Below are 15,100 nucleotides of genomic sequence, written 5' to 3' on the forward strand. Positions count from 1 at the left end.
GAACAGGCGGCTTGTGGTGTCGAAGTGGCGCTCGGGCCAGCCGCAGCTCGGGCAGTCGGCGTCGATCGCGAGGCGTGCGCCGCGTTCAAGAATCGGCATCGGCGTCCCCCTCGGTGAAGACTCCCTGGCCGTGTTTGAGCACGTCGCCGGGGCGCATGAAGCTCACGGTCGCGCCGCTGCGGCGCAGGTCTTCGGCGGCGTCGCGCAGCGGATCGCCGACTCCGAAGTCGAAGTCGAGGGTGGCGTCGTCCAGTCGTTCAGCGCGAACGCGCGCCAGAATGTCGAGCACCCCGTTTTTGTCGTCGCGGTCGGTGATCGGCTCGATGAACAGCACGCCCGCGGTCGGCGTGAATATGTCGCCGTCTGCGCTGTGATCGACCTTTGTCGTCGCGCAGTCGATGACGGCGATCACGAGGTGGCGTTCCTCGGGCCGGTTGACCAGAACGCCCTGCAGGCGGTCGAGGCCGTTCCGGTCGGTGTCGGGCAGTCGCCCGGCGAGCTTGACGCTCATTGGTGTTTCCTCTCAGTTGGTTAGTCGCCGGGGGTCTTGATGACCCACCACACGGCGAACAGGATCACGAACGCGGCCGCGGCGATGCCGCTGCCGATTGCTTCGGTCAAGCGACCGACCGCTCAGGCTTCGCCCAGACACGGGCGCGGCGTCGGCGATCGGTGAGGCGAAACGCGCCCTCGAGCAGGATCAGGTGCCCCGCCTCGGCCAGCTCGGCCCGCGCAGTGCGGATCCGCTGCGGCGTGCAGGTCACTCCTGCCCATTCGGCGAGCGCGACCAGCTCGTGGTCGGCGAGCTTGCCCGCGCGATCGAACAGCGCGAGTACCGCAGCTTGCGAAGTGACCAGCGGGGCCGTCCGTCCGGCGTCCACCGAGGTAACGGGGTCGCGACGGCGCGACCTCGGGCGCGCGCCGTCGAGCGCCATTGAGGCCACTATGCGACCGCCCGCACGGCCGTTCCGATCGCCCAGCGCGGTTCCAGGTCGCGCCGCGCGGTGAACTCCTCGGCGCGCGCGATGCGATGTTCGTCGCGCTTCGCCTTGCCGATCCGGTCATTGCGGTCGGCGAGCCACCGCGACTGCTCGGGCTGTATCTGCTCGAACGTGCGGCCCGACCCGGCCGGGTAGCGAACCGAGCGGCGCGTGCGGCTCATGCTGCCGCCTGCCCGCCGTGTGTCGCGTTGAAACGGGCCGTGCGGTCGTGTTCGGGACGCGGGCCGACGAGCGGCAGGTTCGGCGTGCGGATGGTCGTGTTTCCGGGCTTGATGATTGCCGTCAGCCCGGCCGTTTCGTTCGTTGCGAAGTATCGAATGGCAAGGCGGTCGGGGCGTCGCTCGATCGAGCCCGCCAGCCTGCCGCCGAGGTTGATCGGGACGGCGAACGCGCGCGACTCCCACGCCTTGTCGGCCAGGGCCAGAAGTTCACGGCCGGGCAGATACGCGGCGACCCGGGCGAACACGGCGGCGTGCTCGCGCAGCTCGGGCCAGGCGATGTCGTCGGCCTCTCGCCATCCGTCTTGAATCGTGCGGCCGTCGATGAAGTCGTCCCAGATCGCGAACGCGGCGTCGAACAGGTCGGTGCGGGTGAGGATGAAGTTGAGGGTGTCGAGGTTGTTCAGTCGGGCCAGGGCGAACGCTGCGCGGGCGCGTCGTTCGTGGCCTTCCCATTCGTTCAGCGCGATGCGCGAGACGATCTTTTCGCCGCCGAGTGCGGCGAATACGTCGAGGATGTGAACCATAAGAATGTGCCCTTCGTGTCGGTTCTTTGCGTCGCGGTCGGCGGGTGCCGCTATGCCGCGCGGTCGAGTTCGCGCGCTTCGCACGCCTCGGGTGCTGCTTGTGAGTTGATGCGATCAAGCACGGCGGCGAGCGCGCCGCCAGCGCGGCGGAACGCTTCGGCCTTCGCCTCGGCGCTCACGCCACCGCCTTGCCTGCTGCCCGCTCGACAATCTCGAAGACTTCCTCGAACTTGACCGGGAAGGCCGTTAGGAAACTCCCCTGGAACTGCGGCCCGGCCGCGCTGGCCCCGCTCAGGACGCGCGAGAGCGTGCCCTTATCCACCCCGACGAACAACGCCAGCTCGGCGTTCGATCGGATCCCTGCCTCCGCGCTCAGCTCGGCGATCCGCTCAGCGTTCGCCATAACTGTGAATTTTGTCCGTGCCATTTGCAGTGTTGCCCTCCGTGTTGCAGCGTCGCTCACTTCGGTTGAAGTTGTGCAATAAAGACACTAGGGGTTGCGTTGAAGTCGTGCAACTTGATCGCGCAGTTCTTCAATAGTTCGTCCGAGTGTTGCCGAATCGCAATCAGCAGGCGACATACCGGAAAACTCGATGCTGTAAATTTGTTCAGCAAATTTCACCCGCACGACCGCAATTCCTAATCCGCAGGCGTGTATATGCACCTCCAGGTCAGGACAATTGCAGCCTTGCGCCGTTGCAGTTGCGCAACTACGCTAGGAACATGACCAATACAAACTGGTGGGCATACGTCGAGAGCGTCGTCCCCGATGCCCGCCCCGCTGCTATCGCCGACCGTGCAGGATTCGATAAATCGAACATCACGCGATGGAAACAAGGCGCGATGATCCAGCCCTCATTCGCCGTCAAATTTGCCCGGGCCTACGGTCGCCCCGTGGTCGAAGCACTCGCCGCGTGCGGCCTCATTACGCCCGAGGACGCCGCCCTACACGAGGTGAAAGTAGGCGTCTCCGACCTCACGGACAGGCAGCTACTCGAAGAACTCTCGGCCAGGCTCGACCGCCTGCAGGCCGCAGTAGTCGCGAAGGCGTAGCAATGGCCGCGAACCTTCGAGCCGTTCCAGCTCGGCCACTGAGCGCGGTCGCGTACATCCGCGTCTCGAAGGAACGCGACGACATGATTTCGCCCGAGTTGCAAGAAACGGCGATCCGCGACCACTGCGCCCGCTCCGGTTACGTACTCGGCGAGATAATCACCGACCTCGACTTATCCGGCCGATTCTGGAAACGCCGCCAGATGGAGCGCGCGATCGCCCAGGTTGAGGCGGGCGACGTCGATGTGATCGTGGTCTGGAAAGTATCGCGAGTCAGCAGGAACCGGCTCGATTGGGAGATTGCCCTCGACCGGATCGAGACAGCAGGCGGGCGGCTCGAATCGGCCACCGAGCCAATCGACGCCACGACCAGCTCGGGCCGGTTCTCGCGCGGCATCCTCGCCGGAATGGCAGCATTCGAGAGTGAACGCGCCGGTGAACAATGGCAGGAAACACACCGCCGCCGCTGGCGAAACGGACTCCCCCACAATGGGAAGCCGCGCTTCGGGTATTCCTACGATCGCGCCACGGGATACACACCCGACCCGGATCTTGCGCCGATCGCGGCCGAGCTGTACCGCCGATACGTCGCCGGGGCCGGGCTAGTCGTGCTCGTTGACTACCTCGGCGCCCTCGGCGTGACTGCGCTCACGACCACGCGCGGGGTCGCCTACTACCTCCGCACGGGATTCGCGGCCGGGCTGCTCGTGCACCACGACCCCGCATGCCCACTCACCCACCGCAGCGGCAAGCGCTGCCCGAACACGATCATGCAGCCAGGCGCCCACTCGCCGATCATCGACGCCGAGCTGTGGGCAGCATTCCAGCAGCGCAGCGGCGAGCGCGCCACACTCCCGGCACGACTCGTGTCGCCCGTCAGCGCGCTCTCGGGCATCCTGCTCTGCGGCTCGTGCGGCTACCGAATGAGCCTCAAGTCGCCAGGCTCGCGCAGCGGGACGCCGACTGAGCAGCCCTACTACCGGTGTGCGCGGCGCGAATGCCCCCGGCCCATGACGTACCGCCGCGGCAATGCCGAACGGCTCGTGCTTGAATGGCTCCCGACCGTCGCCGAGGCCGTTACCCGTGAGGCGCTCGCGGTGCCGAAGCGCTCGGCATCCGCAAAGGTCGAGCGCGCGCGCCTCGATCGAGTCATATCCGACGCGGCAACGGCCCTGCAGAATCTAACCGTCGACCACGCGCGCCGGATCATTCCCGAGGCCGCGTATTTGGCCGCTCGAGACGCGCTCACAGCCGAGCAGAGCGCCGCGCAAGTGGCCCTCGATCGATTCGCCACGAGCGCCGCAGATGGGCGCGAGCGGGCGGCACTTGCCTCAGGGCTGCTCGATGCTTGGCCCGAGGCCACTGATGCCGAGCGGAACACGATCGTGCGCGAACTCTGCCGCGTCATCGTCAGTCGAACGGTGGGCGATAAACGCCCAGCCGGTGAGGTCTTCGGGGTCTGGGAATTGCCCGAGCTGCCGCGCCGTCTTCCGGTATCAAGTCCGGTATCGAACAACCAACAGAAAACGCCCCAATAGCCTCGTGCGCTTCGCGTGCCGTCGAGCCTCTACGCTGGCCTCATGGACTTGTGGGGGATTTCTGGAATCGTTGTTGCCATTTTCACGGCGGTCTATTTGGCACTTCAGTTTCATCGACAGTTCCCGAAGCGATCCCTTGTATACGAGTTCACGTCATCGCCGCTGGCGGGTGCACTATCGAACGCGGTCCAAGTCACAGTCTCGGGCTATATTACGACCGACCCGTATCTCGCCTCACTGACGGTCACTTCGCGAAGCCGTGCCGACATCACCTCAGCGTCCTTTGATTCTGGGCGGGATCTCGTCTTCGACTTCGGTACACCAATCCTGGTGGACCCAACATTTGGTGGAGAGATGACCTCTCACGTTTCCGGCTCAGAAGTTCGATTCGCGCCGCAGTTGATAAGACGGCGGGCAACGTCCACGACGCTTTTCATCACGCACGGCAGGCCGGGCGTCGTTCTTCACAACCCGCTTGTAGACATCTCGGTAAAGGCCGCAACGGTCCCCCGATTTGACCCAAGTTGGAGTTCAATCCTCTCTATGATGACCATGATCATGGCCTGTGGGGCGATGCTGGTGGCGCTCATGGCACGGCTCCTCCGATGAATTGGTGTCCGCCTACCGACGGACCTTTCGCGGATTGTGGTAGTCCAGGGTGACCGCGCCCTTTCGATTCTTCCCTTTTAGGAAAGATCGCCAACAGGATCGTCATGGGGAGGATCAGGAATACGAGCGGAACGAGCATCGCGACCTCTTTCTTCCCCGCGACCTCGAGGAGCTCGCGCTTCGCCTCTTCGCGGGCGTCCTGCGCCTGGGCGCGCAGCACCTCGGCGAGCGGGGTGCCGCGGTCGAGTGCACCGCCGACCTGGTCGACGAAGCGGGTCAGCGCCGTCAGTTGCAGGGACCTGGCGAGTGACTGGAGGGCCTCGACGAGCGGGATCCCGGAGTGCACCTCGGCGACGACGCCGGCGAATTCGCGGGACAGCTCCCCCGCGCTCGTGCGGGACACCCTGGCCAATGCATCGAGGATGCCTTCCCCGGCCGACAGGGACAGGGTGAGGAACTCGAGAATGGTCGGCAGCTCGGCACGCATCCTCGTGAGTCGGCTGTGTGCGGCTCGGCGCAGGAGCCCATCCCAGAGCAAGGCACCGCCGAGCCCGACGAGCACGGGGATCGCGGCAGCCGCCAGCACCGGGAGGGCGTGCAGGGCGGGGACGAACACGACCGCGACGAGGCCGGCGGCCAGGGACAGGAGTGCGCAGACGAGCTGCTGGGAGCGGAACTCGTCGAGGCTGCGCCGGTACCCCGATTGCCGGAGACGCCGTTCGACGGTGTCGGAACCGCCGAGGAGAGCCGCGAGTCCGCGTCGAAGCCGGCCGAAGACCGGCACGAACAGGGTGCCGAGCACCGGGATCGGATCGACGGTGGTGCGCCCGACGAACGCGCGGGCCTCCGGCGACACGTCCAGGATGTACGGGGCCAACCGGTCGGCCAGCCGGGGCCGGCTGAGCCGGGGGAAGACGCTCACGAGCGACCAGAGCCCGATACCGAGCACCGCGCCGAAGAACACACCCCACGCGAGCGGGGCGCTCACCGGAACCACCGGCGTTCCTCGGGCAGGCGGCCGATGAAGACCATCAGGCGGTATGCGATCACCGACACCACAAGTCCGGAGACGATCACGGCAACCCCGCTGCCGGTGTTGTATGCGACCGCTCCCTCCGGCCGGGAGGACAACAACAGGAGCACGATCCAGGGTGCGGCGACGCCGAGCCTTGCGGCGTTGACGACCCACGACTGCCGGGCTTCCACCTCCGCCCGAATCGCGGCATCCTGCCGCAGCCAGGCCGCGAGGTCACGGAGCACGAGGGTGAGGTCACTTCCCCCGACCTCCCTGGCCATCCGCAGGGTCTCCAGAATGCGGTCGGCCACCGGATCGGCAAGGCCGGCCTTGAGCCGGTCGACGGAGTAACCGAAACTCCCGGTCGCGCGGTAGTCGCGGGCGAAGTCGGCGAAGGCGGCCCTCGTCGGCACCGGCCCGGATTCGGCGAGCGTGCTGATGCTGTCGGGCAGGGCGAGGCCGGAGCGCACGCCCGAAACCAGGTGGTCGACGACGTCCGGCCAGACCGTACGGTGCGAGCGCCGCCGCTCGCGGGCCCGCCAGAGCACGATCGTCATCGGCACCAGGTCGCCGACAACGCCGGCGACAAGGGCGAGCACCCTGACTCCGATCAACGCCTGGGCGAGGGCAGCGCAGGCCAGGCCCAGCAGGAGCGAAATCGCCGTGAACGCCGGGAGCGGCAGCGAGCCGAGGCCGGCAAGGGCGAGGGACCCGCGCAAGGTCGCAGGGCCGCGCGGCTGGGGCCGTCCGCTTGCGCCGTCAGCCGGGCTCGGGGGTGAATCCTGTGCGCCCGCCGCCACCCGGCGCCGCGGCCAGAGGAAGGGCGCGGCCATGAGCAGCAGGCCGGCGCCGAGGAGGCAGCCCAGCGCGAGCCTCATGCGCGGTCCGCCCGCAACACGATCGCGGGGTCGAGCCCCACCGCCCGGAACTTGGCCAGCTTGCCGGGGTGGCCGCCCGTCGGCGTGAGCCCGCCCCGGTCGGCGAGGAAGATCGGGCTCGCCTCGATCACGGTGCCGGCGAGCCGTCCGCTGACCGCGAGGATCTCCGTCACCCGCCGGCGCCCGTGCCGGTCGATCTCGCAGTGCACGACGATGTCGATGCACCCGGCGACGGTCGGCAGCACGAACGCGGAATCGATGTTGCGCCCCGCGAGCAACGGCAGCGTGCAGAGCTTGGCGAGGGCGTCCCTCGCACTGTTCGCGTGGATGGAGCACATCCCCGGCAGGCCGCTGTTGAGGGCGATCAGGAGGTCGAGGCTCTCGGCCTCGCGAACCTCGCCGACGACGAGGCGGTCGGGGCGCATCCGCAATGACTCCTTGATCAGTCGCCGCAAGGTGATCTCGCCACGACCCTCGAGGCTCGGCTGTCGGCACTGCATCGACACGACGTCGCGGGCGGACAGGTCGAGTTCGAAGGTCTCCTCGACCGTCACGATCCGTTCGTTGCGCCGGGTCGCCGACAGCAGGGCGTTCAGCATCGTGGTCTTCCCGGTCTGGGTGGCTCCCGACACGAGGATGTTCTGTCCGGCGAGCACGCACATCCGCAGGAACTCCGAGGCCTGCTGGGTGAGCGAGCCGAGGCCGACGAGCTGGTTCAGGTCGCGGATGCGCCGGGTGAACTTCCGGATGTTGACCGACCACTCCCGCGTGATGTCGGGAATCACGACGTGAAGCCGCGAACCATCCGTTATCTAGCCCTGATTAGTCATGTCAGCGATAGTGAAACACGTGAAAAACGAGCGAGTTCCTGACTCGTATATCTGGCCGTGTCAGTTACTAGGGCGAATAGTAGCGTGGTGGAATGCTCAGCAATCCGGCGTATACGCTCACCACTGCAACAACCGAGGCTGGCGACTGTTTCGTGATCGTCGATGAAGACGACCGGCTTCACATTGCCTCTTCTTGGCTGCAATTTCTTAGGAACACGGGCCGCTCGCCGAACACTGTGAAACACTATGGCGCGCGCCTCGCCTGGTATCTGTCCTGGACCGTACTGACGAGCGATTGGCGGGCGATATCGCTTCACCACATTGCACTCTGGCGGCAGGTAGTAGCGAACACACCAGCGAGGAAGCCAAACGGACGAGAGTTCTTTCGGAGCCCGAAAACTATCGCTCTGTGGATGACGCCCGTCCGATCTTTCTATGAGTGGGCGGACGGTGAAGACTTACTGACAACTGACGTCGGCCGCCGGCTTACGCAGGTCAAGTACTTCGCAGCCGGCACCGCGGCCGGTGGCGAGCACGGCGCGCGAAGGCGGGTCCTCGCCGATGAACTCAGGACGGCTGATAGTTCATCCGAGCTGGAAGATCCGGGATGGATCAGCGACGGCGCAGCACGACTTGCACTGGAAACGATCCAGCTCAATGCCCGGGATCGCCTCGTAATAGATCTGATGTATTACACAGGCATCAGAGTCGGCGAAGCGCTCTCGCTTTTCATCGAAGATTTGCATTTTGGCGGCGGGTCGGCCGAACTTGGGTGTCGGGCGGTCGATCCGCATTTTCACGTTCGCACTGACAACCCCACAGAGAATGGACAGCGGGCCAAAGGCCAGGCACGGCTTCTCTTTGCCAGCGACGATCTCGTCGACAAGTACATCGAGTACGCAATCGACCGTCATAAGATGCTCGGCGAGATTGATCCGTCACCTCATCTCTTCGTCAATATATACACGCCTGGCGATGCGAGAGGGCACGCAATGCGCTATTCCGGAGTCGAGAGGCTTATCGCTCGATGCTCTAAGCGGATCAATTTTCTCCTGACAGGTCCCCACATGCTGCGGCACACTTTCGCCACTCGCCTTGTCCGCGGTATCGACTGTGATCAACAGCCGCTCGAGGTCGTCCAAGACCTGCTCGGACACCGGAGCATCACCTCTACACGGACTTACGCCCACGACTTAGAGAACGCGAAACGGGTCGCTTTGAGCGCGTTAACACCACGGCGAATCGATCTTGGAGCGACTCCATGAAACTCTCACAAGCGCTTATCACGCCGACGCAAGACAAGGCCGTCACTTGGACGGATCACTTGCGGTCTCTCGTTCTCTCGAATTGGAGGACGGGAGAATTCGATGCTGAGTCGCTGATCTACACTCCTGACTGGAGAAGGTCCGATGTCACGCTGACGGTCTGCAGCCGTATCGACTGCGGAGTGCTCTTCGAAAACGGGTTGTTATGTCCGAGCTGCATCTCTCATTGGAGGGCGCTGGGCAAAGAAGGACTCGTGACGAGAGAGGAGTGGATTGCGACACCCCGCATTCGACTCTCCGCTGCCGTCGGCTGCAGCGTCGCGGGATGTGAGCGAAGCCACGGGTCTTTGGGGATATGCGTGACGCACTACGCCCGTTACAGTGCCTTGCGTACGCAATCAGAGGACGATTCCTACGACGTTGACACATGGAAAGCTGAGCAAGAGCCCAAGTCTCTACCGGCACGACGGCGATGCTCGTTCGTCGGCTGTCAAGCGGACCGATCCAACCGTGATGACCTATGCGGAATACACCACCGTAGATTCCGCGCTTGGGCTGATCGCCACGATGAGAACGCAGTAAAGACAATCGAGCACTGGTTGAATCTGGTAGTTGAGCCGTTCCTTGACCCGGTTGCCCGCACCACCTTCGCCCAATCCGCCGCAACCCCGTTCGGCTTGTTACGGGAGCCACTGCGCTGGGAACTGCTTTATGCGATCCAACAGCGGGACCGCAGAGGCAAGGCACGTTTGACTCCCATAGATCTTCGCGTCAGCTACCTCAGTCTCAGACGCAATGACCGAACTTCGGTCGTCGGCGACGTCATGCTCGGAAGGGAGAAGGAGGCAAAAAGCGATCACAACGTAATCGGGTTCCTCAAAGACCTTCAATGGTTCATCGATGATGCGTACCGCAATTGGACCGGCGTCGACGAGCGAGATCCCAAAGTGATCTTCTACAGTGACCTTGAGCTCCGACGGACTAGCCAATCAATTGGTCGTGAAGCTAGCTTGGACCTTCGTAAGGTCCAAACCGCTTGGATCATTGACGCAGTCTCCGCCTGGGCCAGAGGCGCCGCCCGCGGTCATGGGGACCTCCACGGAATCCAGAGCGCCTGGGTGGTCGCCGACGGTATCCTGCGTCAGAGAAACACCCCTGTTCACTCGCTCGGACGCGCAGACATGACCGAGGTAGTGAAAGCAATCCGGGCGAAGTGGGGCGACTCGCAAGTGCAGCGCCGGCGCATTGGTGACATAGCCAAAGTGGTCCGTTACGCGCGAGGAGACGAAGAACAGGCCCTGTTCTGGAATGACGTGCCCGCTCAATTCGACGTTGATCCGACGTTGCATATAGCGATTGGGCACCAAACCTCAGCCGCCAGTAACGCAGATGAACCCTTCCGGTTCGTGCCGCAGCCGATCATCGACTGGGTAATGGACCACCTCGAGATTCTCGATCGTATTGATCCATACCGAACCGCCGAAGCGCGCGCACTGATCTTCGTTCAAGAGCGTTGTGGACGGCGAACAGGAGAAACTGTCCGCCTCCTGGACGACTGCATCTCGTACGACTCTCAGGGTCTCCCTACCTCGAATGGCAGCAAGGAAAACCGCCTTGGGGCAAAGGCAAGCGCCTGCCGATACACCAGGAAACTCACGATGTGATCAGGGATTGGCAACAGATCAAGCGGGATGCCAGCATCGAGTCGAAGTGGCTCTTCCCCTCCCAGAAGATGGTGAAGGACCATCACTATTCAGCCGGTTATCTCGGCCTCCGAATCGCCGAACTGCTCGAGACAATTGCGGAGAGAGCGCCGTTCGTGGGCCCGGTAGAAGGGGCAGAGGGCAATCTAATCCATTTCGATCTGTCGACTATCGACCCCTATTCGTTCCGGCACGCATTCGCACAACGACTCGCTGACGCGACGGACAGTGAAGGGCGGTCAACGACCACTCCGGAAGTCCTTCAGGACTACATGGGACACAAGAACTTCAACACAACGATGGATTACTTCACCGTGACCGCCAAGCGCCGCAAGAAGGCGCTCTCAGCGATCCCGCCGCGGCGCCTGAATCTCCTCGGCCAACCAGTCGATATCGACTATGAACGCGACTCCTTCGGCAAGATCGCAGTCACATTGGGTACGTGTACGGAACCTCAGAACGTATCCTCCAATGGCCATTCCTGCGCCCTAAGCCATGCATGCGAGTCGTGTCCGTTCTTCCTAGTCGACCCACTCGAGCGCGACGGAATGGCCGCAAAGCGCCAACACCTCAAGGTTCAATTGGAGCGAGCTCGAATTATCCGGGCTGCATCTCACATGCTCGACCACTACACGGCCCGAATTGCGGACTGCACGACCATAATCGACGGCATAGACGAATACATTGATGGACTCGAGGACGAAGAGGGTGCGGCCATTAGCGCGGCACTTGAGCAAATGGCAGATGTGAGACGACGGGCGACTTCACCACGGAGAATCGACCTACGACAGCTATTACGAGGTGCTCAAAATTCCCAGTGAAGCCGCGATCGATGCGCTCCGGCGGCACAGAGCACAGGAGTCAGCGGACAAGAAGACTGACGTGCTCAGCGCTCTCGACGAGATGAGCAGGAATGGCACCCGGGTGACAATCGCAGGCGTAGCGCGGGCGGCCAAAGTGTCCAGGGAATTCATACATAGTCACTCTGCGTTGCACGGAGCGGTCACGGCCGCTGCCACGGCATATCGAACACCGAGAACAACTCTGGAATCGATGCGAAGGCGAGACGGTGCTGGATATCTTGCCGACAGGGCGACACTCCTGTCTCGAGTTGAGCGAGACAAGAAACTGATTCTCGAGTTAAAGGCGTCCATCGCAGATTTTCAAGCTCAAAGAAGGCGGTGGCTGGGCTCGCAACTCGAGGAACCGGCCGCCGTGGATCCTGAGATTTATGCCGAGCTTCGCATTACACATGAACGTCTCGTGTCCGACGCCCGAGCCACGACTCGCCAGTTGGCTGAGTCGCGACGCCTAGTCCAAGTCTTGGAAAGTGATCTGGCTGCATCACGACAGGCGCATGCCGAGGATGTTCAGAGGTTGAGTTCGGACGGCGAGAATGTACTGGAATTCCGGCGGCCGCCGCCTCCCGAAGATGACTAGCGCTTCGATATCTCGGTGGCCATATCCACGAATTGCCACATTCACCAAACTGAAAGCAAGCCCGCCGATTGGCCAGTAGCTTGAGCCTATGAACGAAGAGTGGGCGAGCAAGTGCTTGCTCTATACGACTGCAATTGACTTCGCATACCCCTTCCGCACCCGAGATTTCAGGCGAGCGGATTGCAGGTCGCTGGTGATCTCCGCACGATGTCTACGCTGCTCCGGTTCGTCTTTGTAGTTGCTTGATCGCTGAATTATGAGTGCACAGAGGTCAAGTAAGTCTTCGGCATCGTCCGGTTCGACATCGTCCATCTGGAATGTGTATGTAAGCAGATGCAGCAGAAAATTGCGGACAATCCAAATGTTTCCCTGACTCCTCAGGAGCGTCGTCAGCTTGTTTGGCCAACCGGGTTCCCGAAGGGAGAAGTGAAAGAAACAGGCCATAATGACGCTCTCTTCAGAAGGTGGCTTGTTCGAATCGTTCATCACCCGCTCTAGGAGGAGGGTGAGTTTGCGCGAGGACAGCGTGGTTTCGATACCCCCTAACGTGATGGCCGCCGGGATCGCTTTGCCCAGTTCTTCCAACAATGCTTTCCCACCGTCTTTCTCTGGCTTTGCCAGTTCGAGATCGATGAGAAGACGCTTCAAGAATTCATTAAATGAGGAGTCTTCATGCATGACGTCCATGGCTAGGCCCCACTTCTCCAACACGTCGGCGAGCACCGCTTGTTTGAGATCAAGGTCCTCGACCTGGTCTGAGTCCCGAAGCACAGTGGAAACGAGGTCGAGTGTACGGAAGAGCTGAACGGCGGGAGGGACATCGTCTTCATGAGTTGTTGGAAAAGGTGGGAGGTCGCGGTCATCTTTATTGTCGAAGAAATCGTCGTGCAAATCCCGCATGACGAGGGTGTCGGCCGCGTGATCGGCCTCGGCGCCGGTCGAACCCAATTCTTCAAGGTCGTCGAAACCTTCGTCGTGTAAACGTGGCGGGGCGAGTTCCAGTGACTCGAACATGCTGCCGTGGGCAGTCGTTGCGTACTCTCTCTTCAGAAGTTCACTGAGTTGGCCCAACAGATCAGCGTCGTGTCGGTAGAGAGCGGCGTAGTCAGTAATCGCGGCTGAATAGTAGATCGGTCGCTCGAGTAGCTTCGACCGGAACGATTTGTCGAGAGTAGCCCGTTTGGCGGCAAACAGATGCAAGAAACTGCTTCGGGAAAACTCGATGTATCGGCCTTTCCGCCGAAGGACCTTACGGTCGATGAAACTCCCCAATACCTCAGACGTGGACTCGATCCACCCGAATTTATCGAACACAGCCTGGAACGATTCCTGAACGTCAATCTCCGTGAGTCCACCGACTCCTGCCTCAACAAATGTTTGGGCCAGCCCGCTCAGGATTGCTTCTCGCGCACTTTGATCCAAACCGAACCGGGCATCGTCATGCGGGTCGCCGCGTCCCAGGAGTAAGCCGACAAAGTCGTCGAGGATCGAGGTCTGTGAAGCGTTCGCTGAAAATCTTCCACCCTGGACAAGCACGAAGAGCAAAAGAGACACCGTAAATGGAGTCTTCGCGAGATTCTCGACTTGAAGCGCGGTCAAGACTTGCTCAGCTAGGCTCTCGAAATCGGATGGTGAAACGAGACGCGCGTAGTTCCGGATATCGGCCGCGCTCAACTTTCCGAGATAGCGGACTCGAGCGCTTACACCGAGCCTCTTGAGGCGTCTTGCCAGCTCATCTTCGACTCCTTGCGCACAGCCTATGATCGTCAACAGAGCCTCAGACTCGGCGATCTCGGCTAGTGCCGCCTCTGAAATTCTGTCAACGTATGGGGTGAAGTCGTCCAGACCCAGTACGTAGGGTGGGAGCGCCTCATCGCGCTTGCGAATGAGTTGCTGGCGCTGCGCTTCGGCTCGCACTTGTTCCTGAATCGGTCGACGAGTCTTCTTGCAGGTCTGGAATGGCACATAAATGGGCGCGGCCCCTACGAGAAAACGCGAGGCTTCAAGCGTCATCCACTTGACTGCCATCGTCAGACCGGAGTTCTCTTCCGCGGCGATAATCAGCACGTCACCGAGCTTTATTTCCTCGGCGGGATCCAAACGAGCCACCCTGGCCGTGCTTTTTTTGGTGCGCGCGTTGATGTACTCCGCGTGAGGAACTGGAATAAGAATTGGCGGAAGTATCACATCCGACATTGGCCGGTCGAGAATGCCGTCTAGGGTCTCTGCAAGTATCGATTCGCCCTTCATCTCTTCGGCAAAATCAGTCTGGGATTCACCGACGAGGTCCCGTGCAATGCCAGCCTTGGAAAGCTCAACCATGTCTTGCCTGGTGAATTGTTCCAGAAAAGAGGGAAGGTCGTCATAGTCGTCTCCATAGACGACCGGAATTATGTGGTCCGTTCCGTGTTCAGCCCTCAGCCCATCCAGATCGCGAGTGCGACAGAGCCTGAAATGGTCGACGGCAGAGGGGAAGAAGTGGCTACGGTGCCAATCAATCATGCGTGAGAAATTCGGGTCCGTGAGTCCGGAACCAAAACCGACGTAGACGATGGATTTGAGCGTTGAAGCGGCGCGCTGGAGACTCTGTGCGGCCTCACTCTCTAGAAGCCGGTCGTAATTTTTGTCGGAGAAGACCACCGATGAAGGATTCGACCAAATCCCGTGAAGGTGACCGATTGAACGCGATCCCCCCGCGATGATCTGTTGCATTTCCGCGGAATTGGTCCAGTCGATCGCTCGGCGGTCATTGTTCTCGAGCAATCCGTCGTAGTTGGTTGTGAGGATTGGGTACGGGAGTGCCCGGAGGCTTTTCCCGAGAGCTGGACGCTTCGCTTCCAGTGTTCCGACGGTCTCTTTGAGCCATTTCGGCATCACATATGGACCGTGCTTTTCCAGCTCCTTCACTACGCCAGCAGCACTGCCAAGGATCATGTCTGTATCATCTTCGTCGAAGCCGTAGCTGAGGTTGCCACGGATCTGATCTCCCCAAGTGGGCTTGGAACCGAGGGATAGAGCCCGTT

At 61.9% G+C, this 15,100-nt stretch carries 15 protein-coding genes and 1 pseudogene; 6 read left to right on the forward strand and 10 right to left on the reverse strand.

The genetic code is table 11. The features are described 5' to 3' along the window. Positions 1–85 precede the first annotated feature (85 nt). The 6 genes from RHM57_RS11190 to RHM57_RS11215 all read right to left on the reverse strand — a co-directional run bounded on the left by RHM57_RS11190 (position 86) and on the right by RHM57_RS11215 (position 2,149). Positions 86–511 (reverse strand): hypothetical protein, encoded by a 426-nt coding sequence (locus tag RHM57_RS11190; protein WP_322188116.1) that lies wholly within the window; start codon positions 509–511, stop codon positions 86–88. A 106-nt stretch (positions 512–617) separates the two neighbouring features. After that, positions 618–935: a hypothetical protein gene (locus tag RHM57_RS11195; protein WP_322188118.1), complete on the reverse strand. Its 318-nt coding sequence runs from the start codon at positions 933–935 to the stop codon at positions 618–620. Positions 936–943: 8 nt separating this feature from the next. Further along, a complete protein-coding gene (locus tag RHM57_RS11200) occupies positions 944–1,162 on the reverse strand; it encodes a hypothetical protein (RefSeq protein WP_322188120.1) in 219 nt (72 codons plus the stop codon). Further along, complete coding sequence (locus RHM57_RS11205) at positions 1,159–1,746, reverse strand: hypothetical protein (protein WP_322188122.1); 588 nt, start codon at positions 1,744–1,746, stop codon at positions 1,159–1,161. Before RHM57_RS11205 ends, RHM57_RS11200 begins: the two co-directional genes overlap by 4 nt. Before the next feature lie 50 nt (positions 1,747–1,796). After that, on the reverse strand, positions 1,797–1,925 hold the full coding sequence (locus RHM57_RS11210; protein ID WP_322188124.1) for a hypothetical protein: 129 nt from the start codon (positions 1,923–1,925) through the stop codon (positions 1,797–1,799). Next, positions 1,922–2,149 (reverse strand): hypothetical protein, encoded by a 228-nt coding sequence (locus RHM57_RS11215; protein WP_322135446.1) that lies wholly within the window; start codon positions 2,147–2,149, stop codon positions 1,922–1,924. The genes RHM57_RS11210 and RHM57_RS11215 overlap by 4 nt, the downstream gene beginning before the upstream one ends. 320 nt (positions 2,150–2,469) lie before the next feature. Here RHM57_RS11215 and RHM57_RS11220 point away from each other — a divergent pair, with 320 nt between their 5' ends. Genes RHM57_RS11220 through RHM57_RS11230 form a run of 3 tightly spaced genes read left to right on the forward strand, consistent with a single transcriptional unit; the run spans position 2,470 to position 4,946 of the window. Next, a complete protein-coding gene (locus tag RHM57_RS11220) occupies positions 2,470–2,799 on the forward strand; it encodes a helix-turn-helix transcriptional regulator (protein WP_322135445.1) in 330 nt (109 codons plus the stop codon). A 2-nt stretch (positions 2,800–2,801) separates the two neighbouring features. Next, on the forward strand, positions 2,802–4,337 hold the full coding sequence (locus tag RHM57_RS11225) for a recombinase family protein (protein WP_322188126.1): 1,536 nt from the start codon (positions 2,802–2,804) through the stop codon (positions 4,335–4,337). A 42-nt stretch (positions 4,338–4,379) separates the two neighbouring features. Continuing rightward, entirely contained in the window at positions 4,380–4,946 is a 567-nt protein-coding gene (locus RHM57_RS11230; protein ID WP_322188128.1) for a hypothetical protein, read from the forward strand. On the opposite strand, the gene RHM57_RS11235 is transcribed toward RHM57_RS11230, so the two are convergent. From RHM57_RS11235 to RHM57_RS11245, 3 genes and pseudogenes are all read right to left on the reverse strand, one after another. Next, the gene (locus RHM57_RS11235; protein WP_322188130.1) at positions 4,924–5,943 is read right to left on the reverse strand and encodes a type II secretion system F family protein; all 1,020 of its coding nucleotides are present in this window, start codon (positions 5,941–5,943) and stop codon (positions 4,924–4,926) included. The two genes, RHM57_RS11230 and RHM57_RS11235, sit on opposite strands and share 23 nt — an antisense overlap. Beyond that, positions 5,931–6,839, reverse strand: coding sequence for a type II secretion system F family protein (locus RHM57_RS11240; RefSeq protein ID WP_322188132.1), 909 nt, complete (start codon positions 6,837–6,839; stop codon positions 5,931–5,933). Before RHM57_RS11240 ends, RHM57_RS11235 begins: the two co-directional genes overlap by 13 nt. Continuing rightward, positions 6,836–7,651 (reverse strand): annotated as a pseudogene (locus RHM57_RS11245) (CpaF family protein); the annotation flags it as partial. The pseudogene RHM57_RS11245 and the gene RHM57_RS11240, both read right to left, overlap by 4 nt. A 110-nt stretch (positions 7,652–7,761) precedes the next feature. Between RHM57_RS11245 and RHM57_RS11250 the strand changes: the two are divergent. The 3 genes from RHM57_RS11250 (at position 7,762) to RHM57_RS11260 (ending at position 11,458) form a co-directional block, all read left to right on the forward strand. Further along, entirely contained in the window at positions 7,762–8,934 is a 1,173-nt protein-coding gene (locus tag RHM57_RS11250; protein WP_322188134.1) for a tyrosine-type recombinase/integrase, read from the forward strand. Between the two features lie 599 nt (positions 8,935–9,533). Next, a complete protein-coding gene (locus RHM57_RS11255) occupies positions 9,534–10,598 on the forward strand; it encodes a hypothetical protein (RefSeq protein WP_322188135.1) in 1,065 nt (354 codons plus the stop codon). Then, on the forward strand, positions 10,595–11,458 hold the full coding sequence (locus RHM57_RS11260) for a hypothetical protein (RefSeq protein WP_322188137.1): 864 nt from the start codon (positions 10,595–10,597) through the stop codon (positions 11,456–11,458). The genes RHM57_RS11255 and RHM57_RS11260 overlap by 4 nt, the downstream gene beginning before the upstream one ends. A gap of 739 nt (positions 11,459–12,197) precedes the next feature. Here the strand turns inward: RHM57_RS11260 and RHM57_RS11265 are convergent. Continuing rightward, a complete protein-coding gene (locus RHM57_RS11265) occupies positions 12,198–15,011 on the reverse strand; it encodes an SIR2 family protein (RefSeq protein ID WP_322188139.1) in 2,814 nt (937 codons plus the stop codon). Between the last annotated feature and the right edge of the window lie 89 nt (positions 15,012–15,100).

The organism is Cryobacterium sp. 10S3, assembly GCF_034344045.1.
GTDB lineage: Bacteria > Actinomycetota > Actinomycetes > Actinomycetales > Microbacteriaceae > Cryobacterium > Cryobacterium glucosi.

Bases quoted from the DNA above. Each gene is read 5' to 3' on its own strand.
- RHM57_RS11250 (WP_322188134.1), top strand. From the start codon at position 7,762: ATGCTCAGCAATCCGGCGTATACGCTCACCACTGCAACAACCGAGGCT.
- RHM57_RS11230 (WP_322188128.1), top strand. From the start codon at position 4,380: ATGGACTTGTGGGGGATTTCTGGAATCGTTGTTGCCATTTTCACGGCG.
- RHM57_RS11205 (WP_322188122.1), bottom strand. From the start codon at position 1,746: ATGGTTCACATCCTCGACGTATTCGCCGCACTCGGCGGCGAAAAGATC.
- RHM57_RS11265 (WP_322188139.1), bottom strand. From the start codon at position 15,011: ATGATCCTTGGCAGTGCTGCTGGCGTAGTGAAGGAGCTGGAAAAGCAC.
- RHM57_RS11225 (WP_322188126.1), top strand. From the start codon at position 2,802: ATGGCCGCGAACCTTCGAGCCGTTCCAGCTCGGCCACTGAGCGCGGTC.
- RHM57_RS11240 (WP_322188132.1), bottom strand. From the start codon at position 6,839: ATGAGGCTCGCGCTGGGCTGCCTCCTCGGCGCCGGCCTGCTGCTCATG.
- RHM57_RS11215 (WP_322135446.1), bottom strand. From the start codon at position 2,149: ATGGCGAACGCTGAGCGGATCGCCGAGCTGAGCGCGGAGGCAGGGATC.
- RHM57_RS11195 (WP_322188118.1), bottom strand. From the start codon at position 935: ATGGCGCTCGACGGCGCGCGCCCGAGGTCGCGCCGTCGCGACCCCGTT.
- RHM57_RS11220 (WP_322135445.1), top strand. From the start codon at position 2,470: ATGACCAATACAAACTGGTGGGCATACGTCGAGAGCGTCGTCCCCGAT.
- RHM57_RS11190 (WP_322188116.1), bottom strand. From the start codon at position 511: ATGAGCGTCAAGCTCGCCGGGCGACTGCCCGACACCGACCGGAACGGC.
- RHM57_RS11200 (WP_322188120.1), bottom strand. From the start codon at position 1,162: ATGAGCCGCACGCGCCGCTCGGTTCGCTACCCGGCCGGGTCGGGCCGC.